This is a genomic window from Micromonospora sp. NPDC047134 (genome assembly GCF_040643455.1).
Classification (GTDB): domain Bacteria; phylum Actinomycetota; class Actinomycetes; order Mycobacteriales; family Micromonosporaceae; genus Micromonospora.
Genome location: NZ_JBEYUI010000002.1, coordinates 121,415 through 140,702 on the forward strand (window position 1 = coordinate 121,415; position 19,288 = coordinate 140,702).

A 19,288-nucleotide genomic window follows, 5' to 3' on the forward strand; every position below is an offset into this window, starting at 1 on the left:
ACGCCTTCGTCACCCCGGACCGTCCGGACACGGTGACCCTGATCGCCAACTACGTGCCGCTGCAACTGCCCTCCGGGGGACCGAACTTCTTCGAGTCGCCGACTCCAGCGACCTGTACGCCTTCGTCACCCCGGACCGTCCGGACACGGTGACCCTGATCGCCAACTACGTGCCGCTGCAACTGCCCTCCGGGGGACCGAACTTCTTCGAGTTCGGTGACGACGTGCGGTACGAGATCCATGTGGACAACGACGGCGACGGTCGCCCGGACATCACCTACCGCTTCGAATTCAGCACCGAGATCACCAACCCGAACAGTTTTCTCTACAACACCGGCCCGATCGAGGCCCTGGACAGCGAGAACTGGAACCGGCGGCAGTTCTACCGGCTGACCCGGATCGCCGGTGGAGAAGGTGCGTCGACGGGCCAGCCGGTACCACTGGCAGGAGCCGGCCTCGGTGATCGGGGTGTGGACCTCGGCCTCCCGGCGTCAGGTCAGGGTGCTCGGGGAACGCGCCGCCGCCGACACCAACGCCGGCCCGTTCACCCAGGTGTCCAGGTTGGGTAACCCGTTGTTCAACGAGGTCATCGTGCCGATGGCGCAGAAGGACCTGTGGAACACCCTGCCGCCCTCGGAGGACAAGCGGTTCGCGCAGTTCGTCGAGCAACCCGAACTGGCCGCCCTGCTGCCGGTGCTCTACCCGGGTGTCTTTCCGAACCTGGAGCGGCTGAACAAGTCGAAGAAGGCGCGGGCGGACCTGGTAGCCATCCTGCTGACCGGCATACCAGAGGGGTTGATCAAGGGCTTCACCAACGCCACCGGCGACACCCGGGCCGACCTGCTGCGGCTGAACACCGCGATCGCGCCGGCCCGCCGACCTAACCGGTTGGGGGTGCTCGGCGGCGATCTGGCGGGTTACCCGAACGGCCGGCGGGTCACCGACGACGTGGTGACCATCGCCCTGCGGGCCATCGCCGGGCTGACCGTGCCGTTGGTGGACCGGAAGTTCACCCCGGACGAGGCCGCCGCCGCGGTGACCCCGGGGCTCACCGAGGCCGACGTGACCGCACCCTTCCTGCGCAAGTTCCCATTCCTCGGTACGCCGTACGACGGGTTGAACAACCTGCTGGTACGAGCCTGATTCGGCACCGGTGCCCTGATCATTCACACCGGACGTGGACTGCTCGGCCGGGAGATCGAGATCAGCCTGGCCGACGGGGGTGGTCAGCGGCGGACCCATGCGGCCGTACGGGAGCGGCAGGTCCTGGACGGCACCTTCCACAGTGCGGTCTACCCGGATCTTCCCTCCGGCCTGTATACCGTCTGGTGGGACGAAACGAAGCCGGCCGGTGCGGTCACCGTAACCGGTGGGGCGGTGGCCGAGTTCGTCTGGCCCACCAGCATTTCTCCTCCCGCTGACTGATTCTGTACGCCCAGCCGACGGCCGCGTTGGTCCACGATGTGGACTCAGCACGGCCGTCGCGCTTGTGGTCGACGGGCAGGGTGGACGAAGTCGGGATAACCTTGCTTCCCAAGATCAATCGTTGTCGTGGCTGGTCTGCCGGAAGCGCTCGCAGATGGCCGGAGGGGGTCGACCGTGGGGCGGACGCCACGGGAGAAAACTCGGGCAACTCGCCGGGAGGGGCGTTACTCGGCCGGGGTCTGAATCGATAGGGCAGGGCGAGGCCGGGTGGTCCGCAGGGCCGTCCGGGAGCGTGTCGGGAGGGCGACTCCATTATCAAGTTTGGCTTGACGGCGCACGCATTACACGCGTGTAATTTGAATGGGGTTGTTCACTCGGAACGCAACAAAACGGGGCCGGACGGACAAACACGCCTTTCGCGTGGGGGGTTGCAGCGGCGATGACGCCGGTGCGCGACAAGGAGGCAACTGATGGACGGCCAACTCGAGGCGGCCGACCTGCTCGGAAACGCGCCGGAGTGGCAGGAGCGGGCGTTGTGCTCGCAGACCGACCCGGAGGCGTTCTTCCCCGAGAAGGGCGGCTCGACCCGCGAGGCGAAGCGGATCTGCTCGCGGTGCGAGGTCAAGACCGAGTGCCTCGAATACGCTCTCGGACACGACGAGCGGTTCGGGATCTGGGGCGGACTCTCCGAGCGGGAGCGTCGCAAGCTCAAGCGACGCGCCGCCTGATCCGTACTCGGGCCGGGGCGGTTGGGGACCGCCCCGCCCGGAGGCTTTGTCGTCCCGGACGGCCTGTCGCGGTGGGGGCCGCGACAGGGTGAGCGTCAGGCCAGCTCGTCCGGGTCGACACCGAGCAGGTTAGCCACCTGCTCGATGATCACATCGTGGACCAGGTCGGCCAGGTCCTCCCGGTCCATCGCCCGGAACTCCAGCGGCCGTCGGTACAACACGATCCGGGGTGGCACCTCCTGGCGACCGGGCCGTCCCGGCAACAGCCGAGCCAGCGGGACCTCGCCATCCTCCAGCACATCGGAGTCGTAGACGTTGAGCTCGGGTGGGACGTCCTCCACGGCGAACTCGACCCCGGCCAGTTCCTTGGCGAACCGGCGTTCCAGGGTCTCGACCGTGTCCAGCACCAGTTCGTCGAAGATCTCCGCCTTGGTACGGGCCAGCGGCACGGTGGCCCGTACGAGCCGTCCGCGCAGGCCACGACCATGCCGGTCGCGGTGGCCCCGCCGGCTGGCGCCGGGGCGGCGGTTCTCCGGGCTCGTCATGAGCCAAAGGGTAGCCCCCGCCTCTGGCCGGCCACAGCTACGCCGACACCGTGGCGTGCCGGGTCGATGTGTGGGAAATGTGATCACCAAGTCGGGCGTGTCGTAACGCGAAGCAGTGCGCCGGACCCGGTAATGGAGATACCCTGCGCCGGTGAGGTCACCACGGCGCTGCTCCCGCAACGGCTGCCCCCGGCAAGCAGTCGCCACGCTGACCTATGTCTACAACGAGTCGACAGCCGTGGTCGGCCCCCTGGCCGCGTTCGCCGAGCCGCACACCTACGACCTCTGCGAGCCGCACGCCCGCAGCCTCACCGCCCCCCGGGGCTGGGAGGTGGTCCGGCACGAGGGCGAGTTCGAGCCCCCGCCGCCGACCACGGACGACCTGGTCGCCCTGGCCGAGGCGGTACGCGAAGCCGCCCGCCCCGCCCCCCGCCCTCCGTCGGACGCGCAGACCCAGAACGCCCACCCGACCCCACCCCCCACCTCCCGCCGCGGCCACCTCCGCGTAATCCCCCCAACCCACTAACCACCCCACCCGCGCCCGCACCCCCTGCCAGGCGCGTTGATCATGAGGTTAGCGGCGGTCGTCGATCTCCAAACCGCCGCTAACCTCATGATCAACGCGGCAGGAGCGGGTGGGGAGGGGGAGTGGCCGGGGGTGGGGGTTAGTTGCCCAGCAGGCGGGAGAAGGCGTCCGCTCGGCGGGAGGGGTGGCCGGTGCGGGACTCGGCTTCGTCGGCGGAGAACATGATCCGCAGGCCGGCGTTGACGGCCAGCCAGCGTAGGGGCTCGGGCTCCCAGTGGGGGGAACGGTGGTTGACCCAGGGTAGGGCGGTCAGGTCGGTTCGCTCTCCGCGGATCAGGTCGGCCAGGGTGCGTCCGGCCAGGTTGCTGGTGCCGACCCCGTCGCCCACGTACCCACCGGCCCAGGCCAGCCCGTCGGCCGGCTGGTAACCGACCGAGGCGGCCCAGTCCCGGGCCACCCCCAGCGGCCCACCCCAGGTGTGTGACACCGGCACCTCGGCCCCCAGCACCGGGAACAGGTCCCCGAGGGTACGACGCAGCGCCGCGAAGACCCGGGGTTCCCGGTCGTACGCGGTCCGGACCCGGGAGCCGAAATGGTACGGAGCACCCCGCCCGCCGAAGGCGAGTCGACCGTCGGCGGTGCGTTGGCCGTAGACGATGACATGCCGAAAATCGGTGAAGGTCTCCCGCTCGGCCAGGCCGATCCGGGCCCAGGTGGCCGGTGGCAGCGGTTCGGTGGCGAGCATCAGCGAGTAGACCGGAGCGATGGCCCGCCGCTGACCGGGCAACCCCGGGGTGTACCCCTCGGTGGCCCGCACCACCACCGGTGCCCGTACGGTCCCGTGCGGGGTCACCGCCGCACCCCGACGGATCCGGGTGACCGGGGTCCGTTCGTGGATCGTCACTCCGCGTCGCTCCACCGCCCTGGCCAGCCCTCGGACCAGCCGGGCCGGGTGCACGGTCGCGCAGTGCGGGGTGTACGTGCCACCCCGTACCCCCTCGGCGGCGCACCGGGCCTCGGCCTCGTCCGGACCGAGCAGGGCTAGATCCTCGGCGCCGAACCCGAACTCCCGGGCCTCCAGGACGCTCGCGTGGGCCCGCTGAAGTTGCGGTGCGCTGCGGGCCAGCGTGATCGTGCCCGCGTACGACCAGTGGCAGTCGATGTCCTCGGCCGCGACCACCCGACCGACCTCGCGCACGGTGTCGTACATGGCCCGTTGCATGGCGATCGCGGGGTCCCGACCGTGCCGCCGGGCCAGCCCGGTCAGTGAGGTGGGCAGCAGGGCCGAACACCAGCCCCCGTTGCGCCCGGAGGCACCGAAACCGGCCACCTGACGCTCCAGCACCACGATGCGCAACCCCGGGTCGGCCTGCGCCAGGTAGTACGCCGTCCACAACCCGGTGTAGCCCGCCCCGACGATCACCACATCGGCATCGGTGTCACCGGCCAGCCCCGCCCGCGGAGTCAGCGGCTCATCGACTGTGGACAGCCAGTACGACAGGTCGTGGTAGGACACGGCGCCTCCTGATGCTGCCGGCGTCGTCAGAGGCGGGACCAGGCCTCGGTGAGCACGGTGCGCAGGATCTGCTCGATCTCGTCGAACTGCTGCTGTCCGGCGATCAGCGGCGGAGCCAGCTGCACCACCGGGTCACCCCGGTCGTCGGCACGGCAGTAGAGCCCGGCGTCGAACAAGGCGGTGGAGAGGAAGCCGCGCAGCAGCCGCTCCGACTCCGCCTCGTTGAAGGTCTCCCGGGTCGTCTTGTCCTTGACCAGCTCGATGCCGTAGAAGTAGCCGTCGCCCCGCACGTCGCCGACGATCGGCAGGTCGTGCAGCTTCTCCAGGGTGGCGCGGAAGGCGCCCTCGTTGGCCCGTACGTGCCCGATGAGATCCTCCCGGGCGAAGACCTCCAGGTTGGCCAGGGCGACCGCGCAGGAGACCGGATGACCGCCGAAGGTCACCCCGTGGGCGAACATGCCGGTCTCGGTCAGGAACGGCTCCATCAGCCGGTCGCTGGCGATTATCGCACCGAGGGGGGCGTACCCGGAGGTGATGCCCTTGGCGGTGGTGATGATGTCCGGCTGGTAGCCGTAGCGGACCGCACCGAAGTACTCGCCGAGCCGCCCCCACGAGCAGATCACCTCGTCGCTGACCAGCAACACGTCGTACGCGTCGCAGATCTCCCGGACCCGCTCGAAGTAGCCCGGCGGCGGCGGGAAGCACCCCCCGGAGTTCTGCACCGGCTCCAGGAAGACCGCCGCCACCGTGTCCGGCCCCTCCCGTTCGATGGCCCGACCGATCTCCTCGGCGGCCCACCGGCCGAACGCCACCGGATCGTCACCGTGCTCCGGCGCCCGGTAGAAGTTCGTGTTCGGCACCTTGATGCCGCCGGGCACCAGGGGCTCGAAGTCGGTCTTGATGCCGGGCAGACCGGTGATCGACAGGGCGCCCATGGAGGTGCCGTGATACGCGATGTACCGGCTGACCACCTTGTGCTTGGTCGGCTTGCCGACCCGCTTGAAGTACGCCCGGGCCAGCTTCCAGGCCGCCTCGACCGCCTCCGAGCCGCCGGTGGTGAAGAAGACCCGGTTCAGGTCGCCCGGGGTCAGGGTGGAGATCCGCTCCGCCAACTCGACCGCGGTCGGATGCGCGTACGACCAGAGGGGGAAGTAGGCCAGCTCCCCGGCCTGCTTCGCGGCGGCCTCCGCCAACTCGGTGCGCCCGTGGCCGGCGTTGACGACGAAGAGGCCCGCGAGCCCGTCCAGGTAGCGGCGGCCCTGCGCATCCCAGACGTACGCTCCCTCGCCGCGAACGATGGTCGGCACCTCGCCGGCGGAGTAGCTCGCCATCCGGGTGAAATGCATCCAGAGGTGGTCGGTGGCGTTGGCCATGTCAGCCCCATCGGTCTCGGGCCGGTCAGGGGTCACCGGCCGCTCTGCCCACGGTTATCCCACAGTCAAGCGCCGAAAGGCAAGTGCAATCGGTTGACCAGGCGGCCCATAGCAACGAATTCAGCGAGACAGAGTGAGATGGGCAACGGAATCCGCATCTCCGCGGGGAGGTGGGCGAGGTAGCGGGGTGCGGGTTGGGTGAGGTGGTCGGCGGGACTCTTCTGGGGCGTTTTGGGGGCGGTTCGGTGGGTCGCGGACGGGCGGATTCCGCATCCACGGACCAGGGTCGCCGTCGCCACCGTGCTCGGGCGCCAGGCCGAGGAACTCTGGCCGGAGCCGTTTCGCCGCCGCGATCTGCCCTGGTTCCGGGAGTGGGCGGAACTGGAGCAGCGGGCCAGCTCACTCCGATCATATGAGCCGCTGTTGGTGCCGGGGTTGCTGCAGACCGAGGCGTACGCCCGGGGGGTGCTGGCGACCGGCGGCCTGGTGTCGCCGACGGAGGTCGAGGAGATCGTCGCGGGGCGGATGGCGCGGCAGCGGGTGTTGGAGCGGGAGAGTCCGCTTCAACTGGTCGCGGTGATCGACGAGGTGGTGCTGCGTCGGCAGGTGGGCGGCGATCGGGGGGTGATGGTCGGGCAGCTTGCCCACCTGGCCGAGTTGGGTGAGCGGGAGCATGTGCAGGTACGGGTGATTCCGGCGGAGAACCCGTGGCACACCGGGCTGGCCGGACCGTTCGTGCTGGCCCGCACGGCGGACGGCGGCGAGGCGGCCTATCTGGACAATCAGCTGCGCGGTCAGGTGGTGACCGAGCGTGCCGACCTTGCTAGCCTGGGCGCTAGATGGGAGAGCGTCACCGGTGAGGCGCTGCCCCGTCGCCAGTCCATCGAGCTGATCAGGGAAGTGGCGACGACATGGAGATGACCGGCGCCCGTTGGCGCACCGCCACCCGCAGCAGCAACAACGGCGGGGACTGTGTCGAGGTGGCCGACAACCTGCCCGGCCGGATCCTGGTACGCGACAGCAAGGACCGGGTCGGCGGCCTGCTGACCTTCACCCCCGACGCCTGGCGCACCTTCGTCGCGGCCACCCCGCGCCAAGCTGGCCGCTGACTGTCGAGCTCGCCGCGCCGGGCTGGCCGCTGACTGTCGCGGTTCGCCGTGTCGATCAAGCAGGGTGGGTCAGGCGGTGCCCCAGGTGTAGGTCTGTTTGCGGAGTTTGAGGTAGACGAAGGCCTCCGTGGAGACCACGCCGGGGACGGCGCGCAGGCGTTGCAGGATCTCCAGCAGGTGCTCGTCGTTGCGGCAGACCACCTCGGCCAGCAGGTCGAAGGAGCCCGCGGTGATCACCACGTAGTCGACCTCGTCGATATCGGCGATCCGGTCGGCTACGGATTCCAGGTCTCCGTCGGTACGTAGGCCGATCATGGCCTGTCGGGGGAAGCCGAGTTGGAGGGGGTCGGTCACCGCGACGATCTGCATCACCCCGGCGTCCAGCAGGCGCTGCACCCGTTGGCGTACGGCTGCCTCGGAGAGCCCCACGGCCTTGCCGATGGTGGCGTACGGCCGACGGCCGTCTTCCTGTAGCTGCTCGATGATCTGCTTGGCCACGTCGTCGAGCAGGGCGTGACTCGCGCCCTCGCGCACACTGACCCGGCGCCCACCGCTGCCGTTGTCGTGCTGCCGGTTCGTCATCGACCGCTCCCCATGTCCATCACCGACTGAGCCTAACGTTATCGGCGGTTCTGGCGTAATCCGTCGTCCGAAGCTATAGCGACAACGGAATCCCTTGTACGAGAGGGTTCCTCATGTCAGGATCAGTCGTCCATCGCCATTGACCCTCCCGCCGGCGTGTCACCCCCGTCCTACCGCCGAACGAGCAATAGGAGTCGTCACATGCGTAGTACCTTCCGGCCCCTCACCCGGCGTGGTCTGCTCACTGGCACCCTCGGTTCGGCTGCCCTGCTCGCCGCCGGTGGCACCCTCGCCGGTTGTGGCACCCCCGGTGCCCAACAGACCGAGGCCGGCTGCGTCAGCGAGGACCTGTCCGGCACGGAGAAGAAGCTGGCCTTCTCCAACTGGCCGCAGTACATGGACGTCGACGACGATGACACCGCCAAGCGACCCTCGTTGGACGGGTTCGTCAGCAAGAGCGGCATCCAGGTGAGCTACACCGAGGATGTCAACGACAACAACGAGTTCTTCGGCAAGGTGCAGAACCAGCTCGCGGCCTGCCAGGGCACCGGGCGGGACATCATGGTGCTCACCGACTGGATGGCCGCCCGGATGATCCGGCTGGGCTGGATCCAGAAGCTGGACAAGGCGAACCTGCCCAACGTCGAGGCGAACCTGCTGCCCTCGCTGCGCAACCGTCCCTTCGACGCGGAAAACCAGTTGGCCGTGCCGTGGCAGTCCGGCCTGGCCGGGTTGGCCTACAACGGACGGGTCACCGGCGAGCTGCGTACCCTGGACGAACTGCTGACCCGCCCGGATCTCAAGGGCAAGGTGACCGCGTTGACCGAGATGCGGGACACCATGGGGTTGCTGTTGATGTCCAACGGCCACAACCCCTCCGACTTCACCGCCGCCCAGTTCGACGACGCCCTCAACAAGCTCAAGAGGGCCGTCGACTCCGGACAGATCCGCCGGTTCACCGGTAACGACTACGCCCCCGACCTGGCCAAGGGGGACATCGCGGCGTGCATCGGCTGGTCCGGCGACATCATCCAACTCGGCTTCGACGACGAGAAGATCAAGTTCGTCGTACCCGAGTCCGGGGTGATGCTCTGGTCGGACAACATGCTCGTACCGAACAAGGCGACCCACAAGGCCAACGCCGAAGCGTTGATGAACCACTACTACGAGCCCGCGGTCGCCGCCCAACTGGCCGCCTACGTCAACTACATCTGCCCGGTGCAGGGGGCCCAGGCGGAGATGGAGAAGATCGACCCGGAGCTGGCCGCGAACCCGCTGATCTTCCCCGACCAGGACATCCTGGCCAAGTCCCGGGTCTTCATGGCCTTGGATGAGAAGCAGGAGCGCGAGTACGAGACCAAGTTCCAGCAGGTTATCGGAGCGTGACGATGGCCCGGGAGACACCGGCCGGCGACCTGCGCCTGGCCAACCTCACCAAGACCTTCGGTGCCTTCACCGCCGTCGACGATCTGAGCCTGACCATCGCCCAGGGCTCCTTCTTCGCCCTGCTCGGCGCCTCCGGCTGCGGCAAGACGACCACCCTGCGGATGGTCGCCGGGCTGGAGGAGCCGACCAGCGGGCAGGTGCTGCTCGGTGACCGGGACATCGCCGGGCTGCGCCCGTACAAGCGGCCGGTCAACACGGTGTTCCAGAGCTACGCCCTCTTCCCGCACCTGGACATCTTCGAGAACGTGGCCTTCGGGCTGCGCAGGCGCGGCATCCGGTCGGTGGAGGGCCAGGTGCGGCAGATGCTGTCCCTGGTGCAGCTCGACGGGTACGAGCGACGTCGCCCGGCTCAGCTCTCCGGCGGCCAGCAGCAACGGGTCGCACTGGCCCGAGCGTTGATCAACCACCCTCAGGTGCTGCTGCTCGACGAGCCGCTGGGCGCGCTGGACCTCAAGCTGCGGCGCCAGATGCAGATCGAACTCAAGCGGATCCAGACCGAGGTCGGCATCACCTTCGTGCATGTCACCCACGACCAGGAGGAGGCCATGACGATGGCCGACACGGTCGCGGTGATGAACGCCGGACGGATCGAGCAACTCGGCGCACCGGCCGACATCTACGAGTTCCCGGCCACCGCCTTCGTGGCCAACTTCCTGGGCCAGTCCAACCTGATCGCCGGTGAGGTCTCCGGCAGCAACGGGGAGGACACCCTGGTCACCGCGCGGGGGGCACGGTTCTCCGTGCCGTCGGCCCGGGCCCGCACCGACCAGGGCCCGATCTATCTGGGCGTACGCCCGGAGAAGCTGCACCTGGCCGCGGCGGCCGTGCAGGTGCCCGCCGGCAGCCAGCACCTGGACGGGACCATCTCGGACGCCTCGTACGTCGGAGTGAGCACCCAGTATCTGCTGCGTACCAGTTGGGGCACCGAGTTGAGCGTCTTCGTCGCCAACAGCGGGACCCAGCAGCGCTTCGCCGTCGGGGAGCGGGCGGTGGCCTACTGGGACCCTCAGCACGCCTTCCTGCTCGACCGTCGGGCCGGGGAGGACGACCGCACCACCCCCGAACTCGACCAGCCGGTGGGTGCGTCCTCGTGAGCGTCTTCGCTCACGTACCCACGGGTTCCGGGCAGCCGGTGTCACCGCCGCCGGCCGCCCGCTCGACGCGGTACCGGTTCCTGCCGTACCTGCTGTTGCTGCCGGGCGCGGCCTGGCTGCTGCTGTTCTTCGCCGTGCCGCTGGTGCAACTGGCCTCGGCCAGCCTCTACGACCCGGAGGGTTCCCTCTCCACCGGCTACGCGCTGACCTGGGCCTTCGGCAACTATCCGACCGCCCTGCAGCAGTACTGGCCGCAGTTCAGCCGGTCCTTCCTGTACGCCGGTATCGCCCTGGTCCTGGCCCTGCTGATGGGCTACCCCCTGGCTTACGCGATCGCGCAGAAGGCCGGGCGCTGGAAGAACCTGCTGCTGGTCTGCGTGGTGGCCCCCATGTTCACCAGCTTCCTGGTGCGCACCCTGGCCTGGAAGACCATCCTGTCGGACAACGGTTGGCTGGTCGGGCTGCTGCGCGACGTGCACCTGCTAGGCCCGGACGGACGGCTGCTGGCCACCCCGATCGCGGTGGTGCTCGGCCTGACGTACAACTTCCTGCCGTTCCTGGTGCTGCCGCTGTACGCGAGCCTGGAGCGGCTGGACCCCCGGCTGCTGGAAGCCTCCAGTGACCTGTACGCCAGCCCGCTGAAGACCTTCCGCCGGGTCACCCTGCCGTTGTCGATGCCCGGGCTGATCGCCGGCACCCTGCTGTTCTTCATCCCGGCGACCGGTGACTACATCAACGCCGAACTGCTGGGCACCCCGAACCAGTACATGATCGGCAACGTCATCGACTCGGCCTTCCTGGTCCGGCTGGACTACCCCCAGGGGGCGGCCCTGTCGTTCCTGCTGATGTCGGCGATCCTGGCGGTGGTCTTCGTCTACCTCCGTCGGGCGGGCACGGAGGATGTCCTGTGAGCGCGAGGAGTGCAGCGCAGCGGAGCCCCGCAGTCGCGAACGAAAGGTGGGCTCGGTGAGCCGGGTCTCTCGCTGGTTCGCCCAGCACTGGGTGATGGGGGTCGCCCTGCTGGTGCTCGGCTACCTGTTCCTGCCGATCGCCGTGGTCGCCGCCCTGTCGTTCAACCGCCCGTCGAGCCGACTGTCGTACGACTTCAACGAGTTCACCCTCGACAACTGGCGTAACCCGTGCGCCACCTCGGACATGTGCGACGCCGTGCTGCGCAGCGCCCAGATCGGGTTCCTCGCCACCGTGGCCGCCACCGTCCTCGGCACCCTGATGGCCTTCGCCCTGGTCCGGCACCGGTTCCGGGGCCGCTCCGGGCTCAATGTGCTGATCTTCCTGCCGATGGCCACCCCGGAACTGGTGATGGGCACCTCCCTGCTCGCCCTCTTCGTCGCCGGTGGGGTGCCGCTGGGCTTCTGGACCATCGTCATCGCGCACGTCATGTTCTGCCTGTCGTTCGTGGTGGTGACGGTCAAGGCGCGGCTGGCCGGGATGGACCGGCGGCTGGAGGAGGCCGCGATGGACCTGTACGCCAGCGAGTGGCAGACCTTCCGCCGGATCACCCTGCCGCTGGTGCTGCCCGGCATCGTGGCCGCCGCCCTGCTGGCCTTCTCCCTGAGCTTCGACGACTTCATCATCACGAACTTCAACTCCGGCACCACGGTCACCTTCCCGATGTACGTCTGGGGTGCCGCCCAGCGGGGCATCCCCCCGCAGGTCAACGTGATCGGTACGGCCATGTTCGCGATCGCCCTGCTGCTGGTGCTGGCCACCATGGCGCGGGGGCGGCGGGCCCGCCGGGCGGCCCTCATCGCGGCCGTGCCGGCCCCCCGGGCGGGCGACCGGCCATGAACGGGCCGCCCCCCGACCGGGCCCTAGCCGAGGCGGTACGCGCACCGTACTGGCTGGACCGGCCGGAGCGGCCTGATCCGCTGCCGCCGCTGGCCGGGCCGACCAGCGCCGATCTGCTGGTGATCGGTGGTGGGTACGGCGGGTTGTGGTCCGCCCTGCTGGCCAAGCAGGCCGACCCGGGGCGGGACGTGCTGCTGGTGGAGGCGGGCACCTGCGGCTGGGCGGCCTCCGGACGCAACGGTGGTTTCTGTGCCGCCTCGCTGACCCACGGGCTGGCCAACGGGGTGCAGCGGTTCCCGGACGAGATCGACGAGTTGGAGCGGCTGGGCCGGGAAAACCTGGACGCCATCGCCGCGACCGTGGCCGGGTACGGCATCGACTGCGACTTCGAACGCACCGGCGAGTTGTCCGTGGCGGTCGAGCCGTACCAGGTCGACGGGTTGGCCGAGGACGTCGCGTTGGCCCGGCGGTATGGCCACGACATCAGCGTGCTCGACGCCGACGAGGTGCGGGCCGAGGTGAACTCACCGACGTACCTCGGCGGGTTGTGGGACCGCGACCGGGTGGCGATGCTCGACCCGGCGCGACTGGCCTGGGGACTGCGGCGGGCCTGCCTGGACCTCGGGGTACGCATCCACGAGCACACCCGGGTGACCGGGCTGCGCCGGGCCGGCGGGGCCCTGCTGGCCCGGACCACCGGCGCCGACGGCCTCCCCGGGGCGGTGTGCGCCGACCGGGTGGTGCTGGCCACGAACGCCTTCCCGCCCCTGCTGCGCCGGCTGCGCGCCTGGGTGGTGCCGGTGTACGACTACGCGCTGATGACCGAACCGCTGACCACGGCCCAGCGGGATGCCATCGGCTGGCGTAACCGGCAGGGGTTGGCGGACACCGGCAACCAGTTCCACTACTACCGGATCACCGGCGACGGCCGGATCCTGTTCGGCGGGTACGACGCGGTCTACCACTACGGCAACCGGGTGGCCCCCGCCCTGGAACAGCGCGAGGCCACCTTCACCGCCCTGGCCAGCCACTTCTTCACCACCTTCCCGCAACTGGCCGAGGTGCGGTTCAGCCACCGGTGGGGTGGGGTGATCGACACCTGCACCCGGTTCTGCGCCTTCTTCGGCACCGCCTACGACGGCCGACTGGCGTTCGCGGCCGGCTACACCGGGCTGGGGGTAGGGGCCACCCGCTTCGGCGCCCGGGTGCTGCTCGACCTGGTCGCCGGGGCGGACACCCCGCTGACCCGACTCGCCCTGGTGCGCGACAAGCCCCTGCCCTTCCCACCCGAACCGGCCCGCGCGATCGGTATCGGACTGACCCGCTGGTCCCTGGCCCGCGCCGACGCCCGACAGGGCCACCGCAACCTCTGGCTCCGCACCCTGGACCGCGTCGGCCTGGGCTTCGACTCCTGACCCCCGTCCCCCGCCGCGCTCTTTCGCCCCTCGCCCCCTCGCCCCGCCCCTCGCGCCGCCGATCTTGCACTTTTGGTCGGGGCATAATGGGATGAAAGCCGTGAATCGGCGACCGAAAGTGCAAGATCGGCGGGGTGGGTGGGGGTGCCTAGCACGAAAGAGGGGGTGGGTGGGGGTTATCCACAGGGCGGTTGGTTGTCCACAGGGGAGGGGTGTGGGGCGGGGGTGAAGGGTGGGGGCGGGGCAGGGTGCGGGGGTGACTGCTCAACTGTGGCGAGTGGAAAGCTTGATGCGTACCCTGACCGCCCGTCGGCTGCGCACCCGACTCAGTCGGGAGGAGTTGCGTCGGGTGCGCCGGGGTGTCTACGCCGAACAGCCTGTCGATGACGAGGACGAACTACGGGCTCTCCTGATGTGTCTGCCGGCGGGCGCCATGTTCGCCAGGCAGACGGCGGCGCGGCGGCACGGGTTCGGGGTACTGCGCGACGATCTCGTGCACGTCCAGGTGCCGCCCAGCGTGCCGAAACCCCGGCTGCCCGGGCTGATGGTGCACCACAGCGTGTTACCGGTGCAGCCGGTGCTGGTACGCGGGCTGCCGTGCGTGCCTGCGGCACGTTGCGCGGTCGACCTGGCGCGTACGGTGCCTCGGTTCGATGCACTTCCCGTGCTGGACTCGGCGCTGCGATCCGAGGCGGTGACCCCGGACGATCTGCTCGCCGAGGTCGGCGCACATCGGGCGCTACGCGGCGTACGCCAGGCGCGAGAGCTGGTGCCGCTGGCCGACGGTCGGGCGGAATGCCGCCAGGAGAGCCAACTACGGTTGGTGCTGTTGGACGGGCGACTGCCGCCACCCGAGCCGCAACTGTGGGTCGCGGACCGCTACGGCACCCTGCGGTACCGCCTCGACCTGGGCTACCGGGAGCGCAGGGTCGGCATCGAGTACGACGGCCTCTCCCACCTGGACCGGGATGCCCTGAGGTACGACCGGGAGCGGGTCAACTGGCTAGACGCGCAGGGCTGGCGGATGCGCTACTTCACCGACCGCGACCTGTACCGCCGCCCCGCCCACATCATCGCCACCATCCGAGCAGCCCTCTCCTAACCACCCAACCCCACCCCACCCCACCCGCGCACGCCCGCGCCCCCACTGGCCCGCCCTCCCCGACCCGCGATCTTGCACTTTCTGTCGGTGCAAAGAGTGCATAGAGGGACGAATGAGCGACCGAAAGTGCAAGATCGCGGAGGGCTGGAGGCCCTTCTCACCGAAGCGAGGGCCTGGCAGCACTTTCCCCGATGTTGTAGGGATGGTCAGGGTTATCCGAAGGCGGCGTCGAGGATGTCCATGGCACGGGACAGGTCCTCGTCGGAGATGACCAGCGGGGGCAGGAAACGCAGCACGTTGCCGTAGGTGCCGCAGGTCAGGATGAGTAGGCCGGCGGCGTGGCAGGCCGCCGAGACCGCTGCCGTGGCGGCCGGGTCGGGAGTGAGGGTGCCCGGCTGCACGATCTCCACGGCGAGCATCGCGCCGCGACCGCGTACCTCGGCGATCGCCGGATCCCGTTCGGCGATCGCCCGCAGCCGGGCACCCAGTACGGCCTCGATCCGCCGGGCCGCACCCGCCAGGTCCAGCTCGTGCATGGTGTCGATCGAGGCGAGGGCGGCGGCGCAGGCGATCGGGTTGCCCCCGTAGGTGCCGCCGAGCCCGCCGACATGCACCGCGTCCATCAGCTCCGCCCGGCCGGTCACCGCGGCCAGCGGCAACCCACCGGCGATGCCCTTGGCCAGGGTGATCAGATCCGGCTCGACCCCCTCGTGCTGGCAGGCGAACCAGTCGCCGGTGCGGCAGAACCCGGTCTGGATCTCGTCGGCGATGAAGACCACCCCGGCCGCCGTCGCCCACTCGCGCAACGCCGGCAGGAAACCCGCCGCCGGTACGACGAAACCCCCCTCGCCCTGGATCGGCTCGATCAGCAGCGCGGCCACGTTCTCCGCGCCGACCTGCTTCTCCACCAACTCGATCGCGCGGGCCGCGGCGGTGGCCCCGTCCAGGCCACCGTCGCGCAGGGGGTACGACATCGGCACCCGGTAGATCTCCCCGGCGAAGGGCCCGAACCGGTGCTTGTACGGCATGTTCTTCGCGGTCAACGCCATGGTCAGGTTGGTCCGGCCGTGGTATGCGTGGTCGAAGACCACCACCGCCGGTCGACCGGTGGCGTGGCGGGCGATCTTGACGGCGTTCTCCACCGCCTCGGCACCGGAGTTGAACAACGCCGAACGCTTCTCGAAGCCGCCCGGGGTCAGCTCGTTGAGCTGCTCGCAGACCGCCACGTACGACTCGTACGGCGCGACCATGAAGCAGGTGTGGGTGAAGCGCTCGACCTGGGCGCGCACCGCCTCGACCACCTTGGGGGCGCTGTTGCCCACGTTGGTGACCGCGATGCCGGCGGCGAAGTCGATCCACTGGCGGCCCTCGACATCGGTGAGGGTGCCGCCGGAGGCGGTGTCGACATAGGAGGAGATGACGCTGCCGACACCTCGCGCGACGGCCGAACCCCGCCGCTTGTGCAGCTCCGCTGAAGACGTCATGAGATGGCTATGCCTTCTTTCGTTCGCGACTGCGGGGCTCGCAACCCCGGCTCACTCCTCGCGCTCACTAGCCCTCGATGTTGTGCATGACGTGCTTGATCCGGGTGTAGTCCTCCAGGCTGTAGATCGAGAGATCCTTGCCGTGCCCGGAGTGCTTGAACCCGCCGTGCGGCATCTCGGAGATGAACGGGATGTGGGTGTTCACCCAGACACAGCCGAAGTCGAGTCGGCGGGTCATCCGCATCGCCCGGCCGTGGTCACGGGTCCAGACCGAGGCGGACAGGCCGTAGTCGACCCCGTTGGCCCAGCGCACCGCCTCGTCCTCGTCGGAGAACCGCTGCACCGTGATGACCGGGCCGAAGACCTCCTGCTGAATGATCTCGTCGGCCTGCTGCAGGCCGGAGACGACCGTGGGGGCGTAGAAGTAGCCGCGCTCGCCCACCTGGGAGCCGCCGGTCTGGAGGCTCGCGTGGTCCGGCAGCCGGTCCACGAAGCCGCGTACCCGGGCCAGTTGGTTGGCGTTGTTCAGCGGGCCGTAGAGCACGTCCTCCTCGTCCGGCAGGCCGGTCCTGGTGTTGCGGGCCTGCTCGGTGAGGGCGGCGACGAAGTCCTCGTGGACCCCGGGGGCGGTCAGCACCCGGGTGGCGGCGGTGCAGTCCTGGCCGGCATTGAAGTAGCCACCCATCGCGATCGCCTCGGCCGCTGCCGCGATGTCCGCGTCGTCGAAGATCACCACCGGGGCCTTGCCGCCCAGTTCCAGGTGGGTGCGCTTGAGGTCGGGCGCGGCGGCGGCGGCGACCTCCATGCCGGCCCGGGTGGACCCGGTGATCGACACCAGCTGCGGGGTGGGGTGCGCGACCAGGGCCCGGCCGGTGTCCCGGTCACCACAGACCACATTGAACACCCCCGGCGGCAGGACCTCGGCGGCGATCTCGGCCAGCAGCAGGGTCGACACCGGGGTGGTGTCCGAGGGCTTCAGCACCACGGTGTTGCCGGCCGCCAGGGCGGGTGCGATCTTCCAGACCGCCATCATCAACGGGTAGTTCCAGGGGGTGACCTGGGCACAGACCCCGATCGGCTCACGCCGTACGTAGGAGGTGTGCCCGGCCATGTACTCACCGGCCGAGCGGCCCTCCAGCAGCCGGGCGGCACCGGCGAAGAAGCGGAACTCGTCCACCGCGGGCGGCAACTCCTCATCCGCGGTGAGCTGCCGGGGCTTGCCGGTGTTGCGGACCTCGGCGTCGACCAGGTCGGCGGCCCGGGCCTCTACCGCGTCGGCGAGCTTGAGCAGGGCCTTCTGCCGCTCGGCCGGAGTGCTGTCCCGCCAGCTCTCGAAGGCGGTGGCGGCGGCCCGCATCGCCGCGTCGACATCGGCGGCCCCGGAGACCGGGGCCTGGGCGAAGACCTCCCCGGTGCAGGGGTCGATCAGGTCGGCGTAGCCACCGTCGACCGGCTCGACGTACTCGCCGTTGACGAAGTTGCGCAGCTTCTGCTGGTCACTCATGACAGGATCACTCCGAAGGGGTCCGGGGGTGCGCTGCGGCGGTTATCGCAACCTTCGTGCCATCTTGGCTACTGAATTCGCGGCAGACAAGGGTCTAGGCGACCGTTTCCGTCGGCCTGTCTCTGGATTAGGCTGCGGAACGTGGAGCTCACACCGTTCTTCGTCGCCGGTCGACCTAGCCACGGCACCGAGGAGGTGACCCTCCACCACCCGTACGACGGGCGCCCGGTGGGGCGTACCACCCTCGCCACCGCCGAGCAGGTCGAGGCGGCCGTGGCGGCGGCGGCCGAGGTGGCGGCGGAGGCCGCCGCGCTGCCCGCGTACGCCCGGGCGGCGGCCCTGGACCACGTCTCACGTCGGCTGGCCGAACGGGCCGAGGAGATCGCCACCCTGATCACCGCCGAGAACGGCAAACCGGTCAAGTGGGCCCGGGCCGAGGTGGGCCGGGCGGTCTCCACCTTCCGGTGGGCGGCCGAAGAGGCCCGGCGCTACTCCGGGGAACTGCAACGGCTCGACACCGATCCGGCCGCCACCGGCCGCATCGCCCTGGTCCGGCGGGTGCCCAAGGGGCCGGTGCTGGGCATCACCCCGTTCAACTTCCCGCTGAACCTGGTGGCCCACAAGGTGGCCCCCGCCATCGCGGTCGGCGCACCCATCGTCGTCAAGCCGGCCCCGGCCACCCCGCTGTCGGCGCTGCTGCTCGGCGAGATCCTGGCCGAGACCGAACTACCCGCCGGAATGTTCTCCGTGCTGCCGCTGCCCAACGAACGCGCCGCCGACCTGGTCACCGACCCTCGGCTGCCGGTCGTGTCGTTCACCGGCTCCGGGCCGGTCGGCGCGGCAATCCGCCGATCCGCACCGGACAAGCACGTGACGCTGGAACTGGGCGGCAACGCGGCGGCGTTGATCTGCGAAGACTTCTCCGGCGACGAGGACCTGACCTTCGCGGCCCACCGGATCGCCACCTTCGCCAACTACCAGGCCGGTCAGTCCTGCATCGCCGTGCAGCGGGTGTACGTGCACGAGTGGCTCTACGACGGCTTCCTGCCCCGCCTGGTGGCGGCCGTACGGGAACTGCGCACCGGCGACCCCGGCGACCCGCTGACCGACGTCGGCCCGCTGATCTCCGTCGAGGCCGCCCGCCGAGTCGAGGCCTGGGTGGAGGAGGCCGTAGCGGCCGGGGCCACCATCGAAACGGGTGGCCAGCGGGAGGGGGCGACCTACCCGCCCACCATCCTCAGTGGAGTACCGGACGACGCGAAGGTGTGCGCCGAGGAGGTGTTCGGTCCGGTGCTCGTGGTGGCCCGGGTCGAGAACGACGCTGCCGGGTTCGCCGCCGTCAACGATTCGGCGTACGGCCTGCAGGCCGGGGTCTTCACCCGCCGCCTGGATGTCGCCTTCGCGGCGGCCCGCACCCTCGAGGTCGGCGGGGTGATCGTCGGAGACGTCCCCTCGTACCGCGCAGACCAGATGCCGTACGGGGGCGTGAAGGGCAGCGGCGTCGGTCGGGAGGGCCTGCGCAGCGCCATGGACGACTACACCGACCCCCGCGTCACCGTCCTCACCGGCCTGGCGCTGTAAGGAAGGGCACCTTCTTAACGTATGCGGTAGAGGAAGGGCCCCTTGTTAAC

Annotated in this window: 20 protein-coding genes; 14 read left to right on the plus strand and 6 right to left on the minus strand. The window is 69.8% G+C overall.

What is annotated here, in order from left to right:
• The first annotated feature begins 32 nt into the window (after positions 1-32).
• From ABZ795_RS03400 to ABZ795_RS03415, 4 genes are all read left to right on the plus strand, one after another.
• Positions 33-152: a hypothetical protein gene (locus ABZ795_RS03400; protein WP_357529003.1), complete on the plus strand. Its 120-nt coding sequence runs from the start codon at positions 33-35 to the stop codon at positions 150-152.
• On the plus strand, positions 149-568 hold the full coding sequence (locus tag ABZ795_RS03405) for a DUF4331 family protein (RefSeq protein ID WP_357528478.1): 420 nt from the start codon (positions 149-151) through the stop codon (positions 566-568). The genes ABZ795_RS03400 and ABZ795_RS03405 overlap by 4 nt, the downstream gene beginning before the upstream one ends.
• Positions 459-1,142 (plus strand): DUF4331 domain-containing protein, encoded by a 684-nt coding sequence (locus ABZ795_RS03410; RefSeq protein WP_357528480.1) that lies wholly within the window; start codon positions 459-461, stop codon positions 1,140-1,142. The genes ABZ795_RS03405 and ABZ795_RS03410 overlap by 110 nt, the downstream gene beginning before the upstream one ends.
• Positions 1,143-1,894: 752 nt before the next feature.
• Positions 1,895-2,152, plus strand: coding sequence for a WhiB family transcriptional regulator (locus tag ABZ795_RS03415; RefSeq protein WP_013731688.1), 258 nt, complete (start codon positions 1,895-1,897; stop codon positions 2,150-2,152).
• Positions 2,153-2,247: 95 nt separating this feature from the next.
• Here ABZ795_RS03415 and ABZ795_RS03420 read toward each other — a convergent pair whose 3' ends face one another.
• Entirely contained in the window at positions 2,248-2,697 is a 450-nt protein-coding gene (locus ABZ795_RS03420) for a metallopeptidase family protein (protein WP_357528482.1), read from the minus strand.
• A gap of 151 nt (positions 2,698-2,848) precedes the next feature.
• On the opposite strand from ABZ795_RS03420, the gene ABZ795_RS03425 reads away from it, so the two are divergent.
• The gene (locus tag ABZ795_RS03425) at positions 2,849-3,223 is read left to right on the plus strand and encodes a DUF3499 domain-containing protein (protein WP_357528484.1); all 375 of its coding nucleotides are present in this window, start codon (positions 2,849-2,851) and stop codon (positions 3,221-3,223) included.
• Between the two features lie 139 nt (positions 3,224-3,362).
• Here the strand turns inward: ABZ795_RS03425 and ABZ795_RS03430 are convergent, their stop codons facing one another.
• Positions 3,363-4,739, minus strand: coding sequence for an FAD-binding oxidoreductase (locus ABZ795_RS03430; RefSeq protein WP_357528486.1), 1,377 nt, complete (start codon positions 4,737-4,739; stop codon positions 3,363-3,365).
• Between the two features lie 26 nt (positions 4,740-4,765).
• Positions 4,766-6,112, minus strand: a complete 1,347-nt coding sequence (locus ABZ795_RS03435) for an aspartate aminotransferase family protein (protein ID WP_357528488.1) — start codon at positions 6,110-6,112, stop codon at positions 4,766-4,768.
• 300 nt (positions 6,113-6,412) lie between these two features.
• On the opposite strand from ABZ795_RS03435, the gene ABZ795_RS03440 reads away from it, so the two are divergent.
• Both ABZ795_RS03440 and ABZ795_RS03445 read left to right on the plus strand, forming a co-directional pair.
• Complete coding sequence (locus tag ABZ795_RS03440) at positions 6,413-7,033, plus strand: DUF5753 domain-containing protein (RefSeq protein WP_357528490.1); 621 nt, start codon at positions 6,413-6,415, stop codon at positions 7,031-7,033.
• Positions 7,024-7,221: a DUF397 domain-containing protein gene (locus ABZ795_RS03445; protein WP_357528492.1), complete on the plus strand. Its 198-nt coding sequence runs from the start codon at positions 7,024-7,026 to the stop codon at positions 7,219-7,221. The genes ABZ795_RS03440 and ABZ795_RS03445 overlap by 10 nt, the downstream gene beginning before the upstream one ends.
• A 69-nt stretch (positions 7,222-7,290) precedes the next feature.
• Here the strand turns inward: ABZ795_RS03445 and ABZ795_RS03450 are convergent, their stop codons facing one another.
• Positions 7,291-7,803, minus strand: coding sequence for an Lrp/AsnC family transcriptional regulator (locus ABZ795_RS03450; RefSeq protein ID WP_327022632.1), 513 nt, complete (start codon positions 7,801-7,803; stop codon positions 7,291-7,293).
• Between the two features lie 201 nt (positions 7,804-8,004).
• On the opposite strand from ABZ795_RS03450, the gene ABZ795_RS03455 reads away from it, so the two are divergent.
• The 6 genes from ABZ795_RS03455 to ABZ795_RS03480 all read left to right on the plus strand — a co-directional run bounded on the left by ABZ795_RS03455 (position 8,005) and on the right by ABZ795_RS03480 (position 14,669).
• Entirely contained in the window at positions 8,005-9,189 is a 1,185-nt protein-coding gene (locus tag ABZ795_RS03455; RefSeq protein ID WP_357528495.1) for a spermidine/putrescine ABC transporter substrate-binding protein, read from the plus strand.
• Between the two features lie 2 nt (positions 9,190-9,191).
• A complete protein-coding gene (locus ABZ795_RS03460; protein ID WP_357528497.1) occupies positions 9,192-10,343 on the plus strand; it encodes an ABC transporter ATP-binding protein in 1,152 nt (383 codons plus the stop codon).
• Positions 10,340-11,254, plus strand: coding sequence for an ABC transporter permease (locus ABZ795_RS03465; protein ID WP_357528499.1), 915 nt, complete (start codon positions 10,340-10,342; stop codon positions 11,252-11,254). The genes ABZ795_RS03460 and ABZ795_RS03465 overlap by 4 nt, the downstream gene beginning before the upstream one ends.
• Positions 11,255-11,309: 55 nt before the next feature.
• Positions 11,310-12,152, plus strand: a complete 843-nt coding sequence (locus tag ABZ795_RS03470; protein WP_327022628.1) for an ABC transporter permease — start codon at positions 11,310-11,312, stop codon at positions 12,150-12,152.
• Positions 12,149-13,567, plus strand: coding sequence for an FAD-dependent oxidoreductase (locus ABZ795_RS03475; protein ID WP_357528501.1), 1,419 nt, complete (start codon positions 12,149-12,151; stop codon positions 13,565-13,567). Before ABZ795_RS03470 ends, ABZ795_RS03475 begins: the two co-directional genes overlap by 4 nt.
• Positions 13,568-13,856: 289 nt before the next feature.
• Positions 13,857-14,669 (plus strand): DUF559 domain-containing protein, encoded by an 813-nt coding sequence (locus ABZ795_RS03480; RefSeq protein ID WP_357528503.1) that lies wholly within the window; start codon positions 13,857-13,859, stop codon positions 14,667-14,669.
• Positions 14,670-14,881: 212 nt separating this feature from the next.
• On the opposite strand, the gene gabT is transcribed toward ABZ795_RS03480, so the two are convergent.
• Both gabT and ABZ795_RS03490 read right to left on the minus strand, forming a co-directional pair.
• Entirely contained in the window at positions 14,882-16,153 is a 1,272-nt protein-coding gene (gene gabT, locus ABZ795_RS03485) for a 4-aminobutyrate--2-oxoglutarate transaminase (RefSeq protein WP_357528505.1), read from the minus strand.
• Between the two features lie 67 nt (positions 16,154-16,220).
• Positions 16,221-17,657, minus strand: coding sequence for a gamma-aminobutyraldehyde dehydrogenase (locus ABZ795_RS03490; protein ID WP_357528507.1), 1,437 nt, complete (start codon positions 17,655-17,657; stop codon positions 16,221-16,223).
• A 141-nt stretch (positions 17,658-17,798) separates the two neighbouring features.
• Between ABZ795_RS03490 and ABZ795_RS03495 the strand changes: the two genes are divergently transcribed.
• Entirely contained in the window at positions 17,799-19,238 is a 1,440-nt protein-coding gene (locus tag ABZ795_RS03495) for an aldehyde dehydrogenase family protein (protein ID WP_357528509.1), read from the plus strand.
• Positions 19,239-19,288: the final 50 nt, after the last annotated feature.

Bases quoted from the DNA above. Each gene is read 5' to 3' on its own strand.
- ABZ795_RS03420 (WP_357528482.1), bottom strand. From the start codon at position 2,697: ATGACGAGCCCGGAGAACCGCCGCCCCGGCGCCAGCCGGCGGGGCCAC.
- ABZ795_RS03435 (WP_357528488.1), bottom strand. From the start codon at position 6,112: ATGGCCAACGCCACCGACCACCTCTGGATGCATTTCACCCGGATGGCG.
- ABZ795_RS03490 (WP_357528507.1), bottom strand. From the start codon at position 17,657: ATGAGTGACCAGCAGAAGCTGCGCAACTTCGTCAACGGCGAGTACGTC.
- ABZ795_RS03475 (WP_357528501.1), top strand. From the start codon at position 12,149: ATGAACGGGCCGCCCCCCGACCGGGCCCTAGCCGAGGCGGTACGCGCA.
- ABZ795_RS03455 (WP_357528495.1), top strand. From the start codon at position 8,005: ATGCGTAGTACCTTCCGGCCCCTCACCCGGCGTGGTCTGCTCACTGGC.
- ABZ795_RS03450 (WP_327022632.1), bottom strand. From the start codon at position 7,803: ATGACGAACCGGCAGCACGACAACGGCAGCGGTGGGCGCCGGGTCAGT.
- ABZ795_RS03445 (WP_357528492.1), top strand. From the start codon at position 7,024: ATGGAGATGACCGGCGCCCGTTGGCGCACCGCCACCCGCAGCAGCAAC.
- ABZ795_RS03415 (WP_013731688.1), top strand. From the start codon at position 1,895: ATGGACGGCCAACTCGAGGCGGCCGACCTGCTCGGAAACGCGCCGGAG.
- ABZ795_RS03460 (WP_357528497.1), top strand. From the start codon at position 9,192: ATGGCCCGGGAGACACCGGCCGGCGACCTGCGCCTGGCCAACCTCACC.
- ABZ795_RS03480 (WP_357528503.1), top strand. From the start codon at position 13,857: ATGCGTACCCTGACCGCCCGTCGGCTGCGCACCCGACTCAGTCGGGAG.
- gabT (WP_357528505.1), bottom strand. From the start codon at position 16,153: ATGACGTCTTCAGCGGAGCTGCACAAGCGGCGGGGTTCGGCCGTCGCG.